This is a genomic window from Teredinibacter sp. KSP-S5-2 (assembly GCF_032773895.1).
GTDB lineage: Bacteria > Pseudomonadota > Gammaproteobacteria > Pseudomonadales > Cellvibrionaceae.
Window position 1 is genome coordinate 755,983 of sequence record NZ_CP120416.1, and the last position, 19,412, is coordinate 775,394.

General features: G+C 45.4%; 18 protein-coding genes. 9 read left to right on the forward strand and 9 right to left on the reverse strand.

All coding sequences use genetic code 11. From position 1 onward, the window contains the following. The first annotated feature begins 28 nt into the window (after positions 1 to 28). From P5V12_RS03520 to P5V12_RS03555, 8 genes are all read left to right on the forward strand, one after another. The gene (locus tag P5V12_RS03520; protein WP_316955857.1) at positions 29 to 808 is read left to right on the forward strand and encodes an outer membrane lipoprotein-sorting protein; all 780 of its coding nucleotides are present in this window, start codon (positions 29 to 31) and stop codon (positions 806 to 808) included. Further along, positions 805 to 2,046 carry an ABC transporter permease gene (locus P5V12_RS03525; RefSeq protein ID WP_316955858.1) on the forward strand — a complete coding sequence of 414 codons (1,242 nt, stop codon included), beginning with the start codon at positions 805 to 807 and terminating at the stop codon, positions 2,044 to 2,046. Before P5V12_RS03520 ends, P5V12_RS03525 begins: the two co-directional genes overlap by 4 nt. Next, positions 2,046 to 3,293: an ABC transporter permease gene (locus tag P5V12_RS03530; protein ID WP_316955859.1), complete on the forward strand. Its 1,248-nt coding sequence runs from the start codon at positions 2,046 to 2,048 to the stop codon at positions 3,291 to 3,293. Before P5V12_RS03525 ends, P5V12_RS03530 begins: the two co-directional genes overlap by 1 nt. Positions 3,294 to 3,300: 7 nt before the next feature. Continuing rightward, positions 3,301 to 4,002, forward strand: coding sequence for an ABC transporter ATP-binding protein (locus tag P5V12_RS03535; RefSeq protein ID WP_316955860.1), 702 nt, complete (start codon positions 3,301 to 3,303; stop codon positions 4,000 to 4,002). Position 4,003: 1 nt separating this feature from the next. Continuing rightward, on the forward strand, positions 4,004 to 5,245 hold the full coding sequence (locus tag P5V12_RS03540) for a hypothetical protein (protein ID WP_316955861.1): 1,242 nt from the start codon (positions 4,004 to 4,006) through the stop codon (positions 5,243 to 5,245). After that, positions 5,245 to 5,640 carry a gamma-glutamylcyclotransferase family protein gene (locus P5V12_RS03545; RefSeq protein ID WP_316955862.1) on the forward strand — a complete coding sequence of 132 codons (396 nt, stop codon included), beginning with the start codon at positions 5,245 to 5,247 and terminating at the stop codon, positions 5,638 to 5,640. Before P5V12_RS03540 ends, P5V12_RS03545 begins: the two co-directional genes overlap by 1 nt. A gap of 252 nt (positions 5,641 to 5,892) precedes the next feature. Beyond that, on the forward strand, positions 5,893 to 6,852 hold the full coding sequence (locus P5V12_RS03550) for an endonuclease/exonuclease/phosphatase family protein (protein WP_316955863.1): 960 nt from the start codon (positions 5,893 to 5,895) through the stop codon (positions 6,850 to 6,852). A 452-nt stretch (positions 6,853 to 7,304) separates the two neighbouring features. After that, the gene (locus P5V12_RS03555; protein ID WP_316955864.1) at positions 7,305 to 8,471 is read left to right on the forward strand and encodes a carbohydrate-binding protein; all 1,167 of its coding nucleotides are present in this window, start codon (positions 7,305 to 7,307) and stop codon (positions 8,469 to 8,471) included. Positions 8,472 to 8,627: 156 nt separating this feature from the next. Here P5V12_RS03555 and P5V12_RS03560 read toward each other — a convergent pair whose 3' ends face one another. The 9 genes from P5V12_RS03560 to metG all read right to left on the reverse strand — a co-directional run bounded on the left by P5V12_RS03560 (position 8,628) and on the right by metG (position 17,909). After that, the gene (locus P5V12_RS03560; protein ID WP_316955865.1) at positions 8,628 to 8,939 is read right to left on the reverse strand and encodes a pyrimidine/purine nucleoside phosphorylase; all 312 of its coding nucleotides are present in this window, start codon (positions 8,937 to 8,939) and stop codon (positions 8,628 to 8,630) included. Positions 8,940 to 8,980: 41 nt separating this feature from the next. After that, positions 8,981 to 9,691, reverse strand: a complete 711-nt coding sequence (locus tag P5V12_RS03565; protein ID WP_316955866.1) for an electron transport complex subunit E — start codon at positions 9,689 to 9,691, stop codon at positions 8,981 to 8,983. Then, positions 9,691 to 10,332 carry an electron transport complex subunit RsxG gene (rsxG, locus tag P5V12_RS03570; RefSeq protein ID WP_316955867.1) on the reverse strand — a complete coding sequence of 214 codons (642 nt, stop codon included), beginning with the start codon at positions 10,330 to 10,332 and terminating at the stop codon, positions 9,691 to 9,693. Before rsxG ends, P5V12_RS03565 begins: the two co-directional genes overlap by 1 nt. Positions 10,333 to 10,351: 19 nt before the next feature. Continuing rightward, positions 10,352 to 11,419: an electron transport complex subunit RsxD gene (rsxD, locus tag P5V12_RS03575; protein ID WP_316955868.1), complete on the reverse strand. Its 1,068-nt coding sequence runs from the start codon at positions 11,417 to 11,419 to the stop codon at positions 10,352 to 10,354. A 14-nt stretch (positions 11,420 to 11,433) separates the two neighbouring features. After that, on the reverse strand, positions 11,434 to 12,267 hold the full coding sequence (locus tag P5V12_RS03580) for a mechanosensitive ion channel family protein (RefSeq protein WP_316955869.1): 834 nt from the start codon (positions 12,265 to 12,267) through the stop codon (positions 11,434 to 11,436). Positions 12,268 to 12,287: 20 nt separating this feature from the next. Then, on the reverse strand, positions 12,288 to 14,537 hold the full coding sequence (rsxC, locus tag P5V12_RS03585) for an electron transport complex subunit RsxC (protein WP_316955870.1): 2,250 nt from the start codon (positions 14,535 to 14,537) through the stop codon (positions 12,288 to 12,290). Next, positions 14,534 to 15,151, reverse strand: a complete 618-nt coding sequence (rsxB, locus tag P5V12_RS03590; RefSeq protein WP_316955871.1) for an electron transport complex subunit RsxB — start codon at positions 15,149 to 15,151, stop codon at positions 14,534 to 14,536. Before rsxB ends, rsxC begins: the two co-directional genes overlap by 4 nt. A 3-nt stretch (positions 15,152 to 15,154) precedes the next feature. Next, on the reverse strand, positions 15,155 to 15,730 hold the full coding sequence (gene rsxA / locus P5V12_RS03595) for an electron transport complex subunit RsxA (RefSeq protein ID WP_316955872.1): 576 nt from the start codon (positions 15,728 to 15,730) through the stop codon (positions 15,155 to 15,157). 148 nt (positions 15,731 to 15,878) lie between these two features. After that, on the reverse strand, positions 15,879 to 17,909 hold the full coding sequence (gene metG, locus P5V12_RS03600; protein WP_316955873.1) for a methionine--tRNA ligase: 2,031 nt from the start codon (positions 17,907 to 17,909) through the stop codon (positions 15,879 to 15,881). A gap of 237 nt (positions 17,910 to 18,146) precedes the next feature. Here metG and apbC point away from each other — a divergent pair, with 237 nt between their 5' ends. Continuing rightward, complete coding sequence (gene apbC / locus P5V12_RS03605; protein WP_316955874.1) at positions 18,147 to 19,262, forward strand: iron-sulfur cluster carrier protein ApbC; 1,116 nt, start codon at positions 18,147 to 18,149, stop codon at positions 19,260 to 19,262. Positions 19,263 to 19,412: the final 150 nt, after the last annotated feature.

Here is a 19,412-nt window from a genome sequence, read left to right on the forward strand (position 1 = left end):
TCTATATGTAGACTGAGGAAATAGTTATATGAAACCCATTACATTCAAAAACTGGTTTTGTATTTTATTTTCGCTGCTTTGTCTTCTTGTTCTAAGTGCCAGTAGTCTGGCGAGCAACCTGGAAGCACCTCGGGAAATTATCCGCAAAGCGATGAATCATTGGCGAGGAATCTCCTCATATTCTGAAGTCACTATGGTGATCCATCGACCGGATTGGGAGCGCAAAATGTCGATGCGCGCCTGGACTCAAGGGGATAAGCATTCGCTGGTGCGTGTGGTTGAACCACGTAAGGATGCTGGTAACGGTACCCTGCTAAAAGGGACGAATATGTGGACCTATTCACCGAAGATAAATCAAATTATTAAAGTTCCTTCTTCGATGATGGCACAAAGCTGGATGGGCAGTGACTTTTCTAATAAAGATATCAGTAAAACCACAGATATTATTGATCAATACGAACACACCTTGCTGCGAACCGAACAGCAGGATCAACACACTGTTTATGTCATTGAATCCGTACCCCATGAAGATGCGGCAATAGTTTGGGGAAAGGAAATTCTATTTGTTCGGGACGATAACGTGCTACTTGAGCAGCAATTTTGGGATCAAGATAATCAGTTAGTAAAAACCATGAAAGCGCTCAAATTGGAAGAGATGGGTGGGCGTGTTGTCGCCTCGGTGTTGCGTATGAGTCAGGTGGAAGATAAGGGTGAATGGACAGAGATGCAAACCCACAAAGTGGAGTTTGATCAGTTGCTTGGCAAAGGTGTGTTTACCCTATCTAATTTGAGGAATCCCCGTCAGTGAATATTACGTTACGTTTAGCTTGGCGAAATCTTTGGCGAAACCGTCGCCGAACCTGGCTAACTGTCGGGGCAATGATTTTTTCCAATGTTCTACTGATCTTTATGATTTCGCTGCAACTGGGCAGTTATCAATTGATGATTGATAATACCTTGCGTACTTTTTCCGGACATTTGCAAATACAACACCCCGATTTTTTAGATGATCCAAAATTACGTTTCATTATTCCTGATATTGAGCAACTAGCTGAACAAGTCCGGGAAGCATTGCATTCAGATCAGGTGGCTGCACGTAGTATGGCATTTGTCCTGGCGTCCAGTGAACAGCGTTCCTACGGTATTCAAGTTACCGGTGTGCAACCGGAGTTCGAACCAAGAGTGTCTTCCATTCCGGGTTTGGTGGTTCAGGGGCGTTATCTGAATGGAGGCACTAATGAAATCGTTGTCGGCGATGTGTTGGCGAAAAATCTCAAAGTAAGCATTGGCGAATCCATCACGGTATTGGGTAGTGGTGTTGATGGTTCGTTTGCCGCTGGTGTGTTGACTGTTGTCGGTATTTTTGATTCTGGCATGATCGACATTGACCGATCAATGGCCCAGATATCGCTGAAAGATTTTCAAGCGATGTTTTCCATGAACACTGATGGAAACACCATTACCATATTGGCCAATGGCCTGGATGAGGTGCAAAGCCTCAATGTGAAACTGGAGCAACTAATTTCACAACAGGAGAATACTTTTTCCACCGTTCCAAAAGTGCGAGATTGGCAGGCCTTGGTGCCGGGGTTGAAGCAAGCCATTCAGGCCGATTTTGCCAGTGCCTGGTTTATGTATGCTGTGCTTATTATCCTGGTTTCTTTTAGTGTACTGAATACGCAGTTAATGTCGGTGTTAGAGCGTACTCGGGAGTTCGGCACCATGATGGCACTTGGTGTAAGGCCTGCAAGATTATGTCGGTTGGTGTTTACGGAAACTTTTTTGATGTCAGTGTTGGGGTTATCTATTGGTGTCGGGTTAGGTTTTTTGCTGACATTGTATTTAAATCACGTTGGCTTTATGTACCCGGGCGTTGAAGAAATGGCCGAGCGATTTAACTTCCCCAGTAAAATATTCCCATCTGTTTCGCTTTTAGCCATTGGCATGGGGCCGAGTGCGGTATTTGTTGGTAGTCTTCTCGCAGCCTTGTACCCTGGTTTACGGCTGTTTTTTCTACAACCGATAGAAGCCATGAGGGCCAATTAATGAAAATGGTTTCTCTTTCATTACTGAAGACAACATTTACCCTGGCGTGGCGGAATCTCTGGCGTAACTATAGGCGCACCATCATTATGTTGGCTGCGATCAGCCTGGGTGTTTGGGCCATGATTTTTATGACGGCATTAATGCGCGGCATGGTTGATGAAATGGTTCTGAATGGAATTCGTTCTTTACCTGGACAAGTACAGATACATCACCCCGGTTATCGCGATGATCCCACCGTGGTACATCGTTTGCCTCCACCATCACAGTCTTTATTAAATTCATTAAATGGAGAACATGTCAAAGCGTGGAGTACGCGCGTCCGTGTGCCTGCTGTGCTATCCAGTGAACGAGATACTCGAGGTGTGGTGGCGATTGGTATCGAGCCCAATGTTGAATGGGAGCAAAAGTTTTTTAACGAGACATTGGTGCAAGGGCGTTTTTTACAAGGAAACGATGACCGCGGGTTGGTGATTGGCAAAAAACTCGCGGAACAACTGGAAACCCGTTTGGGTAAACGGGTTGTACTCATGAGCCAGGACCCGGATAACAATGTAGTGGATAAAGGCTTTCGCATTGTTGGAATTTATAGTGCAAGGTTACCGGCCACGGAAGAACGGTTGATTTACGCGGGTAAAACAACGCTGCAAACATTGTTGAATATTAATGATGATATTTCTGAAATCGTTGTTGAAGGAAATAATGATTATCGTGATACCTTGATATTGCAGAAGGAGTTGGCGGAGGCGGCGGGAGAAGATGTTGAAACACTGGCATGGCAACAACTCGATTCTTATTTGTCTAGTATGATCGACATGATGGACGGCTTTGTTTTGGTATGGATGGTGGTGGTCTTTTTAGCATTGTCTTTCGGGTTGGTGAACACTCTGGTGATGGCGATATTCGAACGAGTCAGAGAAATTGGATTAATGCTGGCTCTGGGGATGAAGCCCGGACATATTCTGCTACAAATTTTACTTGAGTCGCTGTTACTTCTCAGCCTGGGATTATTAATTGGCAATGTGACCGCATACCTTGCGATTAAACCATTGGAATCCGGTATTGATATTTCTATTGTTGCCGACGGAATGGCAATGATGGGGGCGGGCAGTATGCTTTATCCCGCGTTGAAATTGAATGATGTGTTATTAGCGAACGGAGTGGTGATTATATTGGGGTTGTTAACCAGTTTATTACCTGCCTGGCGGGCTTCCCATCTCAACCCAATTCGCGCATTAACCAAAACGTGAGAACACCATGACCGCAATTAGCTGCAAGCATTTATGTAAAACCTTTCGCCAGGGGGAAGAAACGATTACCGGCCTGGATCATGTCGATTTGATTATCGAGTCTGGAGATTTTGTTTGTCTGTCCGGGCCATCCGGTTCGGGTAAAACAACCTTGCTCAATGCGATGGGGGGGCTGGATAAACCTGACAGTGGAGAGATTACGGTTGGTTCTCAACGTGTTGATCTACTGAATAAATCCCAGTTGGCGGAAATGCGTCTGCATCATATTGGTTTTGTCTTCCAGGCGTATAACCTTATTCCGGTACTCAGTGCGAGAGAAAATGTGGAGTTTGTTATGCAGGTTCAAGGCATCGGTGCTCAATCCCGGCGTGACAGAGCCTTGGCTATTTTGGAGGAGGTTGGATTAAAAGGAATGGAAGAGCGACGACCTTCTCAGCTTTCCGGTGGTCAACAACAACGAGTGGCTGTTGCGCGGGCAATTGTCAGTGAGCCGACTTTGGTACTTGCCGATGAACCCACCGCGAATCTGGATTCTAAAACCGCGGAACAGCTTATGTCTTTATTTGTGGAATTAAATAAAAACCGAGGGATTACCTTTGTAATTGCCACCCATGACACCCGCGTGATGTCCTACTGTAAACGTATAATTAAAATGGTTGACGGTAAGATTGTCAGCAATCAAACACAAGATCAGTCTCACGTAAAATAACATGCGTTATTTTATTCCCATCATTTTTTTTCTAAGTTTACATGTTCATGCTCAAGGTGATGCGAACTTACGTGGTCACCTGAAATACGAGTGGTATTTGAATGGATATGACGAAGACAGCATTTTTTATTCTTACCTAGGCCGAGAGGCATTTGATCAAGCTGCCAATTTGCGTCTTAATTTTGATTGGTCAAACAACGCCTGGAGTTTCAATGCGGACTATCAGATCTATGCCGAGTATGGAGAGCTAACTGAAGCTCGTCATAAATTGACTGATGTCGCTTGGACTACGGGGGGAGAAACATCGGATGATCGAAGATTAATGGATTTAACCTGGGAAATCAAAGACAGCGGTAGAACCCGATTAGTACACCGATTTGATCGACTTCATGTTAACTACACTTCGGATAGCACAGTGATACGTATTGGTCGTCAGGCAGTGAGTTGGGGAAATGGATTACTCTACAACCCGATGGATTTCCTAAATCCCTTTGATCCCACTGCAGTGGATAAAGAATACAAATCCGGCGATGATATGATTTACGGTCAATATTTGTTGTCCAATGGTGATGATATACAACTGCTGGCCGTTGCTCGACGGGATGTACAGACAGGCGATATTGAAACAGAAGAGCATTCGGTTGGAATGAAATATCATGCTTTTATCGGTGAAAGGGAAATCGATGTTTTGTTGGCTGAGCACTATCAGGATAGAGTGGTGGGACTGGGCTTAACCAGTAGTCTGGCAGGTGCAATCTGGAGATCCGATTTGGTATATACCCAGACAGATGAGGATAATTATTGGAGCGGGGTGACAAACCTTTCCTATTCGTGGATGAGTTTTGGTAAAAACACCAGCGGCCAGATTGAATACTTTTACAACGGTTTTGGTCAGGCAGACGGAGATTATTCAGATCTACAATCCAATGAGGAACTTCTTTTACGTTTCCGGCGGGGAGAGTTGTTTAATTATGCCAAACAATATATTGCCGCTTCCTCCACCATTGAGTTGACCCCATTGATTACCTTTACTCCCGGTGTTTTTCATAACCTTGATGACTCTTCCTCGCTTATACAGCTGATTGGCAATTTTAACCTGTCTCAAAACTGGCAATCGTTTCTGGCTATCAATGTTCCCGTTGGGAAAAAATGCACCGAATACGGTGGATTGAACTCTGGGGTAGGCAATCGATATATCAGTAATCAGTATTCTCTTATTGCACAACTTGCTTGGTATTTTTGATGGCCATGAACAATGAGTTTCTTTTCGTTTACGGTACATTAAAAAATAAATACCGTTCTAATTTAACCAATGTTATTGCACATTGTGCCAAATATATTGGTGAGGGTTATATGCATGGTCGTCTTTATGAGGTGGATGGTTATCCCGGTATGATTCCATCTTCAGCAAAAGACGATAGAGTGGTTGGTGAGATTTATGCAGTGGATTTCCCTGACACGCTGTTTCGGATTTTGGATCAGTATGAGCAATGCTCATCGGAATACCCGGAGCCTCACGAGTATGTTCGAAAACGTCTTCCGGTCTATAAAGATACCATCTTTTTCGTTGAAGCCTGGGTGTACCTGTACAACTGGGATGTGTCATCTCTGCATCGGTTGGGGAATAGTAGTTATTAATAGGTGACAAATTTATTAAGGATTTGTTTCCGGTTGACATAGAGTGAAAAGTAATAACATTTATTCGCCTAAAGCATTAATTGCTTCCATGGTTGTATCTCTTCCTTTATAAACATAAAAGCTAGTGAAGGCATAGTTGAAAGCACGGATTGTTCATAGGATGTGCTCTAGTTGCTATTGTATCTACTATGATGCGATCTAGAATTATAGTAGGCTAGTCGTTATACGCTGCAGTGTGGATTTGGTATTCAAATGAATCGTTTTATCCAGGCATTTCCTTTTGGTTCTCTCCTTATCTTTGGGGTGGTGGCAACATTTTTAGTGAGTGTGGCTACGCTATTTGATGGTTCTCACCGTTATCTCGAATTGTTGGTTCACTTTAAATTACAGTACTTCCTTGTATCTCTATTTTTATTAAGTTGGGCACTCCTGAAAAAGTCCAAACTACTGGCCGTGTTAATGGTGTGTTGTGTGTTGGTTAACGGTTGGTTTGTTATGCCGTGGTACATTACCGGGGCGGTAGCGCAGGAGGTGGGAGTAAAACAGTCTGTGCGATTACTCCACAGTAATGTGCTGTCTCAAAACCAGAACCATGAACAGTTACTGGCGTTGGTAGAAAGCGAAAAGCCACAGGTGATTATTGTTCAAGAGGTTACTGATAACTGGGTCGCTGCACTGAAAACGCTATCGAGCAATTATCCCTATAGTTACGAAGTGCCACGTATGGACAATTTTGGTATTGCGCTGTATAGCCAATATCCGATAGTGCAAGTGCAAAGGGAAAATTGGGGGTATATGGGGCTTCCCAGTATCAATGCCACCTTAAATATCGCAGGACAAAATGTGACGTTACTCAGTACTCATCCGCTCCCGCCAACCACAAAAGACTATTTCGATTCCCGTAATGCCCAACTTAACGACATGGTGACGGACATAAAACAGATTGAGGGGCCGTTGTTGGTGGTAGGAGATTTTAATATCACCATGTGGTCGAGATATTATCGACCACTAGAAGAAAACACTGGCTTAAGAAACGTGCGTCGAGGCATGGGTATTCTACCTACCTGGTCGACCAAGTTGCCTTTGGCACAAATTCCAATTGACCATTGTTTGGTGTCCGATCACTTTGAAGTACAAAAAGCTCGTTTGGGGCCAAACATTGGCTCGGATCACCTGCCGCTTATTGTTGATTTATTTATTGATCGCAGTTGAAGTGGTATATCAAAACATACAAAAAAAATCGCAGTTAGTGAATAGAGTTAGATGCATTGCTCATTATTGTCAAAAACTATTTCTTAGAGTGATCTTGAATTATCGTTGGAAAGCTGTTTTCTTTAAAGCCTATAAATTAGGTGTTGATAGGTAAAAATATACCTTCCTGAAATAACTCCGCAAGTCCAATTGTAGAGCTGAATGATTCTTGTTTTTCACGTTAATGCATTTGAGAGTGAATTATGTTAAGTGTTTTTTTTGTCGTGAAAATATTTAAGACTATTTAATGCCAATAAAACGAGATTCAATTCTCAAAAAAAATATATTTAAGAGAATTTTTTTGATATCAAATTTATTGAGTGTTTTATTAGATTTTCTCCATAAATATCAATATCTGATTCTTTTGCTGTTAATGGAGAATTAATGAAATAATAATCAATAAGGATATCATTATGCTAGATAAAATTATGTCTGTAAGAAAGTATGCTCTTCTAAGCATTGTTGCTTTGTTTTCTTTACCTGCACATTCCCAATTCTACAATCTTCAAATACGGTGTGGGCCATATCTTGCTGGTGAAACACGAGATAACTTGGATTATGTTTACTACTATGGGAAGTATTATCTAAATCAAGGTGGAACCGCCGACTTACTGAGTCATCCACTTGAAAATCCATCATTATGGGTTGTTAATGATACGATACCGTATGGATGTGAGAATGCTCCTCAAGGTATGTCCACACAGTCAGTCGATAGAGCAAAAAAAGTAATTCCAAATTGTGGTAGCAGTAAGGTTGATTGGAATGCTTACTTCTTTATAGTGAGAACTCCCGACATATCGGGAGGTGGGTATACTCTTTATGTTGACGACTGGGGGCAAAACAACGCTGATTCATGCGAAGAAAATGCAGGTGCACCAGTTGATGGTATCGTAACGTCATGCCCTGCATGGGTCGCAAATAAGGCTTGGTTACCGGGAGATGTTGTGCGCCATCAAACCAATTTATATGTTGCAAGACAGTTTCATGAAGATACCGCTCCTCCTGCAGAAGGTGTTTTCTGGAAGCAGGTAATGGAAAGTGAGGTCAGTTGTTCTCCAGGGCGAGAGCCTATATTACCGAGCCGTAGCAACTGCCCCATGTGGGTTAATGGGAGCGCAGTTAACCAAGGAGACATTTTCTTGTTCAGAGGTACTCGGTACCAGGCTCTTGTTGCCGGAAATATGAGCCCCTCGCAAGCTCCTGAAAATTGGAACGTGACGAATGCGACATGTTTTTCGGATATTCAATGTCCTACAACAGATCCAAATGCCGCAAGTTATCCAGTATGGAGTTCGAGTAATATTTACTATGCAGGTGATGTTGTGAGCCACAATGAACTTGTGTGGAGCGCAAAATGGTGGACCCAGAATAACGAGCCATCGGTTGGTGAAGGTGCCTGGACCTTGGTAAGCGATGTGGAACTTCCATGGGATAGTTTGGCTGTCTATTTAGCTGGAGAGGAAGTAAATCATTTAGATAGACGTTATCGAGCGCGTTGGTGGACTCGTGGAAATGAGCCTGGTGTGAGTGACGCGTGGGAGGATGTTGGAGCTGCTGCTTGTCCTTCGGCTACGCAGTAACTGCTTTTGGTTATGAATGTATTGCCGTAGATTTTGCGTTAATATGTTCGTCTATGACGCTCACATATGTCTCTAATAGTATGTGGTTGTAGTTACGATGAATGAAGGAATATTAAATATAAGGCTGGTTTTTATAACCAGCCTTATACTGGATGTTTATAAATAAGAACAGCAGTAGTCGGTCACTTCGTTCACTTTAATATCGAAAGACGAATTTGCTTCCACATTAAAGCTTTCACCACCTTTAATTTCTTGCCATTTTGTTTCGCCTTTTAGCAAAATGCTGACGGAACCGCTTTGGATTTCCATGAGTTCTGCGGCTTCTGTGCCAAATGTGTACTCGCCGGGCATCATAATACCCAAAGTTTTAATTTCGCCGTTTGCGAATTCGATTTTACGGCTGGTAACCTTGCCGTCGAAATAGATGTTTGCTGCTTTGGTAACAGTCACGTTTTCAAATTGTGCCATGTTTCATTCCTGAATGTAGTTAATTGTATAAATTGTTATTGTTAGGCGATTGTTCCGGTAGTGCGTACTCGCTTGCTGCCTTTCACTGCTGCAGGTTTTTTCGCTTCTTCCCGACGCTTCATTTCTGAGTCGATAACATTTTTTACCGCGATCAGAGCACCGACAACCAAAAACGCCCCAGGTGGTAATATCGCCACTAGGAAGCCTTTATAGTCGGCACCAAATAAATTCAGTTTCCAGCTTCGAGCAACATCCCCAAACAGAAGATGCATGTTGTCAAACAACGTACCTGCACCAATCACCTCCCGTATTGAACCAACCACCACTAAAACCAAGGTGAACCCCAACCCCATCATGAAACCGTCTGCAATGGAGGGCAGTAAAGGGTTTTTACTGGCAAAAGCGTCAGCCCGGCCGAGAATAGAGCAGTTGGTCACGATCAAAGGAATGAATATGCCCAGAATTTGATACAGCTCGAAGGTATAGGCCCGCATCAGTAATTCGGTACAGGTCGTGAACGAAGCGATGATCATGACGAAGGCTGGTAGACGTACCGCGTCGCTTACTGCGTTGCGAATTAATGAAACCGAGATATTGGAACCAATTAATACCAGCATGGTCGCCAAACCCAATCCGAGCGCGTTAACCACTGAGCCGGTCACCGCTAACAGTGGACATAACCCTAACAGCTGGACGATTGCCGGGTTATTTTTCCATAAGCCGTTTTTGGTAATTTCTTGATAATCCGCCATTATTGCTTAGCCTCTGTTGGCAGCTTGCCAAATAGTTGTTCGCGATTTTCTTGAACAAATTGCAAAATGTCTTTTACTTGTCGTACTACTGCACGGGGAGTGATGGTGGCACCGGTGAATTGGTCGAACTCACCGCCGTCTTTTTTCACTTTCCAGAATTCCAGTTTTGGATTGTTTAGGTTCTTACCATTAAAACCCAATAGCCAATCACTTTTGGCCAAATCAACTTTATCACCGAGTCCGGGTGTTTCCTTGTGAGAAAGCACTCTCACACCAGCGAGAGAACCATCAATATTTACTCCAGCAATAATTTTTATATCACCGCTATAACCATCTGGCGCAATTGCGGGCACGATGACCGCAACGGTTTGGCCGTTAAGTTTGGCCAGATTGATCTTGGCGTCCGCAGGTAAATGGAAAAGTTTTTGTTGCGCTTCTGTCAGTACATGTACATCTTCAAGCATATCGTTATCGTGCCTGTCGTGCGGTACGATTTCCAATAAGGCTTTTTGTGCTGCGCGTCTTTCTTCTTCCGCAATCTTAGGCGCGGTGCCCTTGTAGGTAAAAGCCAACAAGCCGGCGGTTACCAGCGCGAAGGCACCAAGTATTAAACTGTTTTTACTGATCGTTTTTAAAAACACAATAGCTTCTTCCTATTCCTTATTCGCTCTTTTGCGTTCCGCGATTGGCTTTGGCATGGCCGTATGTTCGTGGAAGAGTGTAATAATCAATAAAGGGCGCCGCGAAGTTCATTAGTAGCACGGAAAAGGCCATGGCATCCGGGTAGTTACCCCAGGCGCGAATAATAAACACTAATATACCAATGGCAGCACCATAAATAATTCTTCCCTTAGTACTGACGGCGGAAGAAACTGGATCGGTAATAATAAAAAAGGCACCGAACATGGTTGCGCCGGATAACAAGTGAAACAATGGTGAACCTGGACTGGATGAACTGCCACCGTCGTAAAAGAGTAGGGACATTACAGCCAGAGCCAATAACATGGAAACTGGAGCGTGCCAGGTGAACACTTTCTTATACAGCAGGTAAACACCGCTTAATAAAAATGCAATGTTGACCCATTCCCAACCTGCACCGGCCCACTGCCCAGCGGCGAACATAGAGGAGTTGGTATAGACATCAACCAACAGCTCGCTGTTATTCTGTTTGATAATGTCCAGCGGTGTTGCTGCAGTTAACCCGTCAATGCTATTTATTGGTGTACCACTCAGGGCATAGGAAAACGCATCAAGAATAGATGGGGTGGAAATGCCGTCTGCCAACAATGTGGTGGGTTGTGCCCACTGTGTCATTTCAACAGGGAAGGAAATAAGCAAAACCACATAACCAATCATGGCGGGGTTAAATGGGTTATAACCGAGGCCGCCATATAAATGCTTGGCGATGACTATGGCGAAAAACATTCCCACAGCAATCAACCACCATGCCGAGTAGGGTGGCAGTGCAATACCCAGTAGAAATGCTGTTACCAGCGCGCTGTAGTCTTTCAGGTAAAACAGAATAATTCTGTTGCGAAGCTTCAGGCAGCCTGCTTCAAAGGCAATAGCGAACAAGCTGGCGAAAACGATATTGCTGACGGTTCCCCAACCGAAGTAGAGGGTAAGTGCCAGAATACCGGGAAGAGTGGCAAGTAACACCAAGCGCATCACATGGCCGGTGGTGCCTGGTCTGGATGTGTGTGGTGAACTTGGTTTTATAAATGCCATAGTGTTTTCTTCGGTTACTTAGTTTCTGCTGAGTGCATGTAAACAGTTTGCTGTGGATAGGGAATAGTGATTCCGTTTGCATCAAAAGATTCTTTAATCGCTTCAAGCAGGTGCCAACGAACGGCCCAGTAATCCGATGAGTTAACCCAGGGACGAACAACAAAGTTAACGCTACTGTCTGCAAGTGCATCGACAGCGATAACAGGCTCAGGATCTTTTAGAATACGTTCATCGCTATTAATCACATCAAGCATTAATTGACGGGCTTTTTTCATGTCGTCGTCGTAGCTGATGCCGATGATCAAATCGATTCTGCGTGTGGCGCGAGCAGAGTAGTTAATAATAGTGCCACCGTAAATCTGTGCATTGGGCACAATAATTTCTTTGTTATCCCCAGAACGGAATAACGTGTTGAAAATGGTTACGCTTTCAACAATACCCATAATGCCGCCGGCTTCAACAAAGTCGCCCGCTTTAAAGGGTTTGAATACAATAAGCATGACACCCGCAGCAAAGTTGGATAGTGAATCCTTCAATGCCAGACCAATGGCTAAACCGGCTGCACCCAGTAAAGCCAGAAGTGATGTCGTGTCGATACCCAGTTGTTCTACAGCAATCAGCAGAACAACGAATTTAAGCAGTGCGGATAATAACCCTTCAACAAAACCTGTGAGCGCGTCGTCCAGTTTTCTAAGCTGAAGTAATTTTTTGACAAAACGGACGACATGGTTAGCTATCCAGATACCGATAATAAATATCAGTAGAGCAACGCCCGCTTTTTGTGCCAAAGGTAGCACTGCATCAACCCAGTTGCCATCTACAAAAAACGACTTAATCTGGTCTATCATTGTTTTTATCTCCAGAGAGTTTAACTATATTCGGACAGTTTCTTTTCAATGTCCGCCAGTTTTGTTTCCAGTTTTTCAGCGCCGTTTCGAAAGGCTTCAATGTGCTCGCTGCCTTCTTCTTCGGCTTTATTTAATTTGTCTCGTGCTTTGTCCAGACGGCTTTTTAAGGATTCATACTGAGCGCGGGTTTTTTCTTCATCGCTCATACTTGCCATGGCTTCGGCTTTTGCTTTGGCTTTTTCAATGGCAATTTCTGCTGCGGACTTCTCCGCCGTTTGGCTTTCAGGGGGGGCTGCATTCGGCGCTTGTTGTTTAATCTCTGCGAGTTCCTGTTCTGCCGTTGTCAGTTTTGCCTGTAATTTTTCTACCCCAGCTCTAAACGCATCTACGGTGGCAGCTTCTGCCTGTTCTGCTTCTGCCAGTTTCTCTTTTGCGGTTGCTAAGCGTTTTTTCAGCGTTTCGATCGTTTGTGTCTGTTTTTCCAGAGGCGATTGATTGAGCTTATTTTGTGCTTTTTGAATCGCTGCGTTTACTGGTGTTTGTGCTGATTCCCCTGAGTGAAACTCAGCAAGTTTTGCTTTGGCTTCGTCGACTTTCAGCTCAGCTTGTTTCAAGCGTGCTTCGCAGGACGCGATACGATCTGCATCACCCTCTTCCTTGGCGGTGTTTAATTGTGTGGTTGCACGCTCAACACGGCTTTCAGCACTGCTTAACGCGCGCTCCAGTTTAGCCAGTTGTTTTTCTGGGGAAACATCCGGTGCAGTTTTGGCTGGTGCCGGACTGCCGTTATCTACTTCAGTGGTTTGTTGCTCAGCCAATTTTTTCTTGGCTTCTTCGGCGGCTTTTTTACGGGCAACACGTTTAGCTTCTTTTTCTGCTTCAGCTCGAGCAATACGTTCTTTGCGGAATTCAAAACGCTGTCTCGATCGATCCGATTTGCGTTTTTCTTCTTCGTGTAAGCGGATTGCGCCTTTGGATGCTCGGTAATATTGCACTAAGGGTATATTACTTGGGCAAACATAAGAGCAGGCACCACATTCAATACAGTCGAAAAGATTATGCGATTGCAGTTTGTCAAAATCTTCCGATTGCGAGTACCAATACAGTTGTTGCGGCAGCAGGTTTGCCGGGCAGGCTTCGGCACACATGCCACAGCGGATACATGGTTGTGCGGGTTCTCCATCGGGCATTTCAGTTTTACTTGGAACCAAGATGCAGTTCGTGGTTTTTACCACAGGGATTTCCGTGTGTTCCATTGCGAAGCCCATCATCGGGCCGCCGATAATTAAACGTGCACAATCGTCATCATGGAAACGGTGTTGCTGCAATATGTGGCTAACCGGTGTGCCCAATAGCACGTCGATGTTTTTTTGTTCTTCGACTGATTCACCGACTACAGTCGTGACGCGGCTGATCAGTGGTTCGCCGTATTTTACTGCTCGATGGGCGGCAACCGCCGTTCCCACATTTTGCACCACGATACCAATATCCGCGGGTAAGCCGCCGCTGGGCACTTCTTTACCCGTGAGTATTTGAATTAATTGTTTTTCGCCACCAGAAGGGTACTTTGTTGGGAAAACAGCAATTTCTATTTGGCTGCCTTCTGCCGCTTTTTGCATGGCGGCTATGGCTTCGGGTTTGTTGTCTTCAATCCCGATTACGATTTCTTCCGGTTGACCCAGTAAGTGTGCCAGTAACTTTGCGCCCTCAATAATTTGATCAGCGCGCTCGCGCATCAGCATGTCGTCGGCGGTAATGTATGGCTCACACTCAGTTCCGTTTAAAATCAGTGTGGTGATTTTGGTATTAGGCCGCGGGTTGAGTTTTACTGCCGTAGGGAAGCCTGCTCCGCCCATACCGGCAATGCCTGCGTCGCGAATTTTGGTGACCAGCTCCAAGTGAGAAAACTGTGTGTAATCATCACAAGGTGTGAGTTCTACCCAGGTGTCTTCGCCGTCTGGTTTGATTACAACGCAGGGTGCAGTCATACCGGAAGGGTGCGGAATAAAACGATCTTCAATGGCGATGACTTCACCCGAAGTGGATGCATGAATGGGCGCAGAAATTAAGCCGATAGGTTCGGCAACGACCTGACCTTTTAATACTTTATCGCCTACCGAAATACAGGGTACAGCGGGTGCACCAATGTGTTGGCTTAACGGCAAAATAATTATGTTGGGTAATGGAATGCTGCCAATCGCAACCTGTGTTGATTGGTGTTTGTTTTCCGCAGGGTGCACGCCTCCGGGAATATCGAAAATCTTTCTCACGCGGCGTGTTCCTCTTCAACTGCTTGTGAGGTGCGGTCTGTAGCAATAATTTGTACCGGCGTTGGCATTTGCCATTTCCACTCATTTAGCCCTGATTCCACAGGACGCATTTCAATGCAGTCCACCGGACAGGGCTCGACGCATAAGTCACACCCAGTACATTCGGAACCGATAATGGTGTGCATTTGTTTGGCTGCGCCCAAGATGGCATCCACTGGACAAGCCTGTAGGCATTTTGTGCAACCAATACATTCGTCTTCACGAACGTAAGCAACTTTTTTAACGTCCGATTCCTGACCGTGTTCGGCATCTAAAGAGGGTGCCTCCACATCCAATAAGCTCGCGAGGTCATTAATTGTGGTTTGGCCACCAGGAGGGCACTTATTAATGGGGTCGCCACCAACAATGGCTTCGGCATACGGCCGACAACCGGGGTAACCACACTGACCACACTGTGTTTGCGGCAGTAAGGCATCAACCTGATCGACCAGCGGGTTACCTTCGACTTTAAATTTAATGGAGGCAAAACCGAGAACGCCACCAAAAACGACAGCCATCCCGCCCAGGGCGAGTAGCGCGCTAAGAATAGGATTGTCGAGAAAAAAAGTAATCATAAGTTATACGAGACCCGCGAAACCCATAAATGCCAGTGACATCAAACCGGCTGTGATCATACCAATGGCCGCACCTTTAAACGGGACGGGAATATCTGCGACGGCCAACCGCTCGCGCATTGCGGAGAACAGGATAAGTACCAATGAAAATCCGACTGCGGCACCAAACCCGTAGAGGCTGGACTGAAGAAATGTGTGTGCTTTATTGGTGTTTTGCAGGGCGACACCCAGCACGGCACAGTTGGTGGTAATAAGCGGCAAAAACACACCCAGTACGCGATAAAGTAGCGGGCTGGTTTTTTCGATAAACATTTTGGCAAACTGCACAACCGCTGCAATAACCAAAATAAATGAAATGGTTTTTAAATAGGTGAGGCCGAGTGGTTCGAGTACCCAGGAGTGCACCATATAACTACACACGGATGCGAGTGTCAGAACGAATGTGGTTGCTGCACCCATGCCGATAGCACTTTCCAGTTTATTGGAGACGCCCATAAAGGGGCAGAGGCCAAGAAATTGAACCAGTACAAAATTATTGACCAGTACAGTACTTATTAAAATAACGGCAAATTCCGTCATAGCTATCTCAACTTTGTATCGTTAATTCGTAATGGCTGGGGGAGTGAGTGTTGTGAAGACCATCGATAGCATGGATGCTATCGATGAGCCTACAGGGATGTATTTACGGCGAGTCTGAACCGCGCTTACTCCCCCTCCAGGAAATTAATTACATTACTCGCATACCCGGCTGGGCGCCTTCGTTGGGTTCAAGAATGTATATGTCTTTTTTACCCGGTCCGGCAGCCAGCACCATGCCTTCGGACATGCCGAATTTCATTTTCCGGGGTTTTAAGTTGGCCACCATCACGGTGTGTTTACCAATTAAATCTTCAGGTGCGTAAGCGCTTTTAATTCCGGCAAACACGTTGCGGGTTTCACCACCTAAATCCAACGTCAGGCGCAGGAGCTTATCGGCACCTTCAACATGCTCGGCATTTTTAATTAACGCCACACGTAAATCCACTTTGGCAAAATCATCAAATTCGATTTCATCCGCAACCGGTTCTTTCGCCAGCCATGAATTTTCATCTTGTTTTTTCTCTGGCTTAGCCTGGATAGTTTCTTTGCTCGCGTCGACCATTGCTTCTACCTTATCGCCTTCTACGCGCGTCATAAGCGGTTTGAATTTATTAATTTCATGTTCGCCTAAATACTCTGGTGCGGCTTTCCAATCCAGGCTTAAATTCAAAAATGCTTCCGCTGCTTTCGCTGTTGTAGGTAACACCGGGCTTAAGTAAGTCATCAACACGTTAAACATGTTAATCCCTTGGGAGCATATATCTTTAACCAGCTGCTCGTTACCTGCTTCTTTTGCCAGGGTCCAGGGTGCTTTCTCGGCAATATATTCGTTTGCCGCATCGGCCAATGCCATAATTTCCCGCATGGCTTTGCTGTATTCACGCTCTTCGTAATAATTTGCAATCACTTCCGAAGCCGCGGTGAATTTATTCCACAGCTCGGGGTTTTCGACATTACTGGACAGTATACCCCCGGCCTTTTTAATAAAACCGGCAGAACGGCTGGCGATATTAACGACCTTGTTCACCAAATCCGAATTCACTTTTTGCACAAAGTCTTCCAGGTTAAAGTCCAGATCATCCACCCGGTTAGTCAGTTTGGATGCGTAGTAATAACGCAAGTATTCGGGGTTCAGGTGGTCAAGGTAAGTCCGCGCATTAATAAATGTACCGCGAGATTTTGACATTTTTTCGCCGTTCACCGTCAGAAAGCCGTGCACGCAAACTTTGGTGGGTGTTCTAAAGCCTGAGTCAGACAACATGGCTGGCCAAAACAGTGCATGGAAGTTAACGATGTCTTTGCCAATAAAATGGTACAGCTCGTTCTGGGAGTCTTGCCCCCAGTAGTCCTCAAAATTTAAACCGTCAGTTTTATCGCACAGGTTTTTAAAGCTGGCCATATAGCCGATAGGCGCATCCAGCCAAACGTAAAAATATTTTCCTGATTCGCCGGGAATTTCGAAACCAAAGTAAGGTGCATCGCGGGAGATATCCCACTCTTGTAAGCCACTATCTAGCCACTCCGCTAATTTATTCGCCACTTCGTCCTGTAAGTGTCCAGCACGGGTCCACTGTTTTAGAAAGTCGGTAAATTCAGGCAGTCTAAAGAAGAAGTGTGTAGATTCTTTGGTAACGGGTGTCGCACCGGAATAGACCGATTTGGGATTAATCAAATCAGTTGCTGAATAAGTTGCGCCGCAGTTGTCGCAGTTATCGCCATATTGATCGTCGGCTTTACATTTCGGGCAGGTGCCTTTGATGTATCTGTCGGCAAGGAACATTTCCTTTTCCGGGTCATACGCCTGGGTAATCTCTCGTGATGCAATTTTGCCGTTTTCTTTCAAACGGGTGTAAATCAGGCTGGCCAGTTCCTTATTTTCTTCGGAATGGGTGCTGTGGTAGTTATCAAAGCCGATCAGAAAATCGCGAAAATCCGCTTGGTGTTCTTCGCTGATATTGGCGATTTGTTGTTCGGCGGTAATACCCAACTGTTCGGCTTTCAGCATAATGGCGGTGCCGTGAGCATCGTCTGCGCAAACATAAATACAATTGTTGCCACGCATTTTTTGGAAGCGAACCCAAATGTCGGTTTGAATGGTTTCCACCATATGGCCGAGATGAATGGAACCGTTGGCATAAGGGAGCGCGCTCGTCACCAGAATATTGCGTGGCTTTGTCATAGTATTTGTTCGGAATTTGTTCAAATTTGGGGTTGGTATCCGGGGATGACCAAGACTGGCTTGACCTGCCCGCAGAAAACGCGAAACTATACCATTTTCGACACTTTATTGTCTGCTTTCGAGCTGGTTCAATTGGACCTAACGGCCTGATTTATCATCGAATTTACAGATATCACCCATTAGTTTTATTGCTATTGACTTCCCTGTGCGGTTAAAAGGGAAGGTGAGAGGTTTTATATGAGCGCAACGAGTCAAGAATTGGACGAAATGAGAACCCGAGTGGCGGCCGTGCTGGCGAAAACCCAGTTGCCGGAATTACAGGAATTGAATCATGCGGATCAGGTGCCGTTGCAAGACTGCTTTGAACTGGAGGCCTCGTCGAATAAGCCTCTTTTGAAAGTGACGCTCGGTTTTGCCTGCCAAACTGAACTGGCTTCCATTGAAACTCACATTCGTCAGGCGATGATGGCGGAAGGCATCGATGTGGATGTTGCCGTTGACTGGATGGTTTTAGCTGGTGAAACCAGCGAACAGCGTGCCGGGGTGCCGGGCGTGAAGCAGATAGTAGCCATTGCTTCAGGTAAGGGCGGCGTGGGTAAGTCCACCACCTCAGTTAATATCGCGTTGGCGCTTGCTTACGAAGGGGCAAAGGTAGGTATTCTGGATGCGGATATCTACGGGCCAAGTCAGCCTCAGATGTTGGGTGTTGCAGATAAACGTCCAGATAATATTGACGGTAAAACCTTTGTTCCCATTGAAGCGCACGGCATTAAAGTTATCTCCATGGGCAATCTGGTCGATGAAAATACCGCCATGGCCTGGCGTGGGCCAATGGTCAGCGGTGCGTTGCAACAGTTGCTACGCAATACAAACTGGCAGGAACTGGACTACTTGGTAATCGATATGCCGCCGGGAACAGGAGATATTCAGCTAACACTCTCACAAACTGTTCCGGTTTCAGGTTCATTAATCGTTACCACGCCTCAAGACATTGCTTTGCTGGATGCGAAAAAAGGCATTGATATGTTCCGCAAAGTCAATATTCCTGTGGTGGGCGTGGTTGAGAATATGGCGATCCATATCTGTTCAAAATGTGGTCACGGAGAAGCCATTTTTGGTTCTGACGGTGGTACACATCTGGCTCAGGAATATGGGGTGGATCTATTAGGGCAGTTGCCGCTTCAGTTGGATATTCGCCAGCAAACCGATGAGGGCAAGCCCCCCGTTGCGGTTGACCCGGAATCACCGGTAAGCAAAATTTATCGGCAAATTGCCCGCCGTATGGGCGCTAATTTGTGGCTTCAGTCCCTGACTGGCCCTGTTGTGCCAGAAATTTCCGTGGATGATGACTAGCTGGCCTTTGAAAAACTACCAGCGTTGCCATCGCGGCGTTAAAAACCGGCTCAAAATGCTCATTTATCACGTATAAACTGCGCGTTTTCGCCTGTTTTTGCCCTGCGCTGACGGCCTCGATAACGTTTTTCCGCAGCCTGCCAGGCGCAT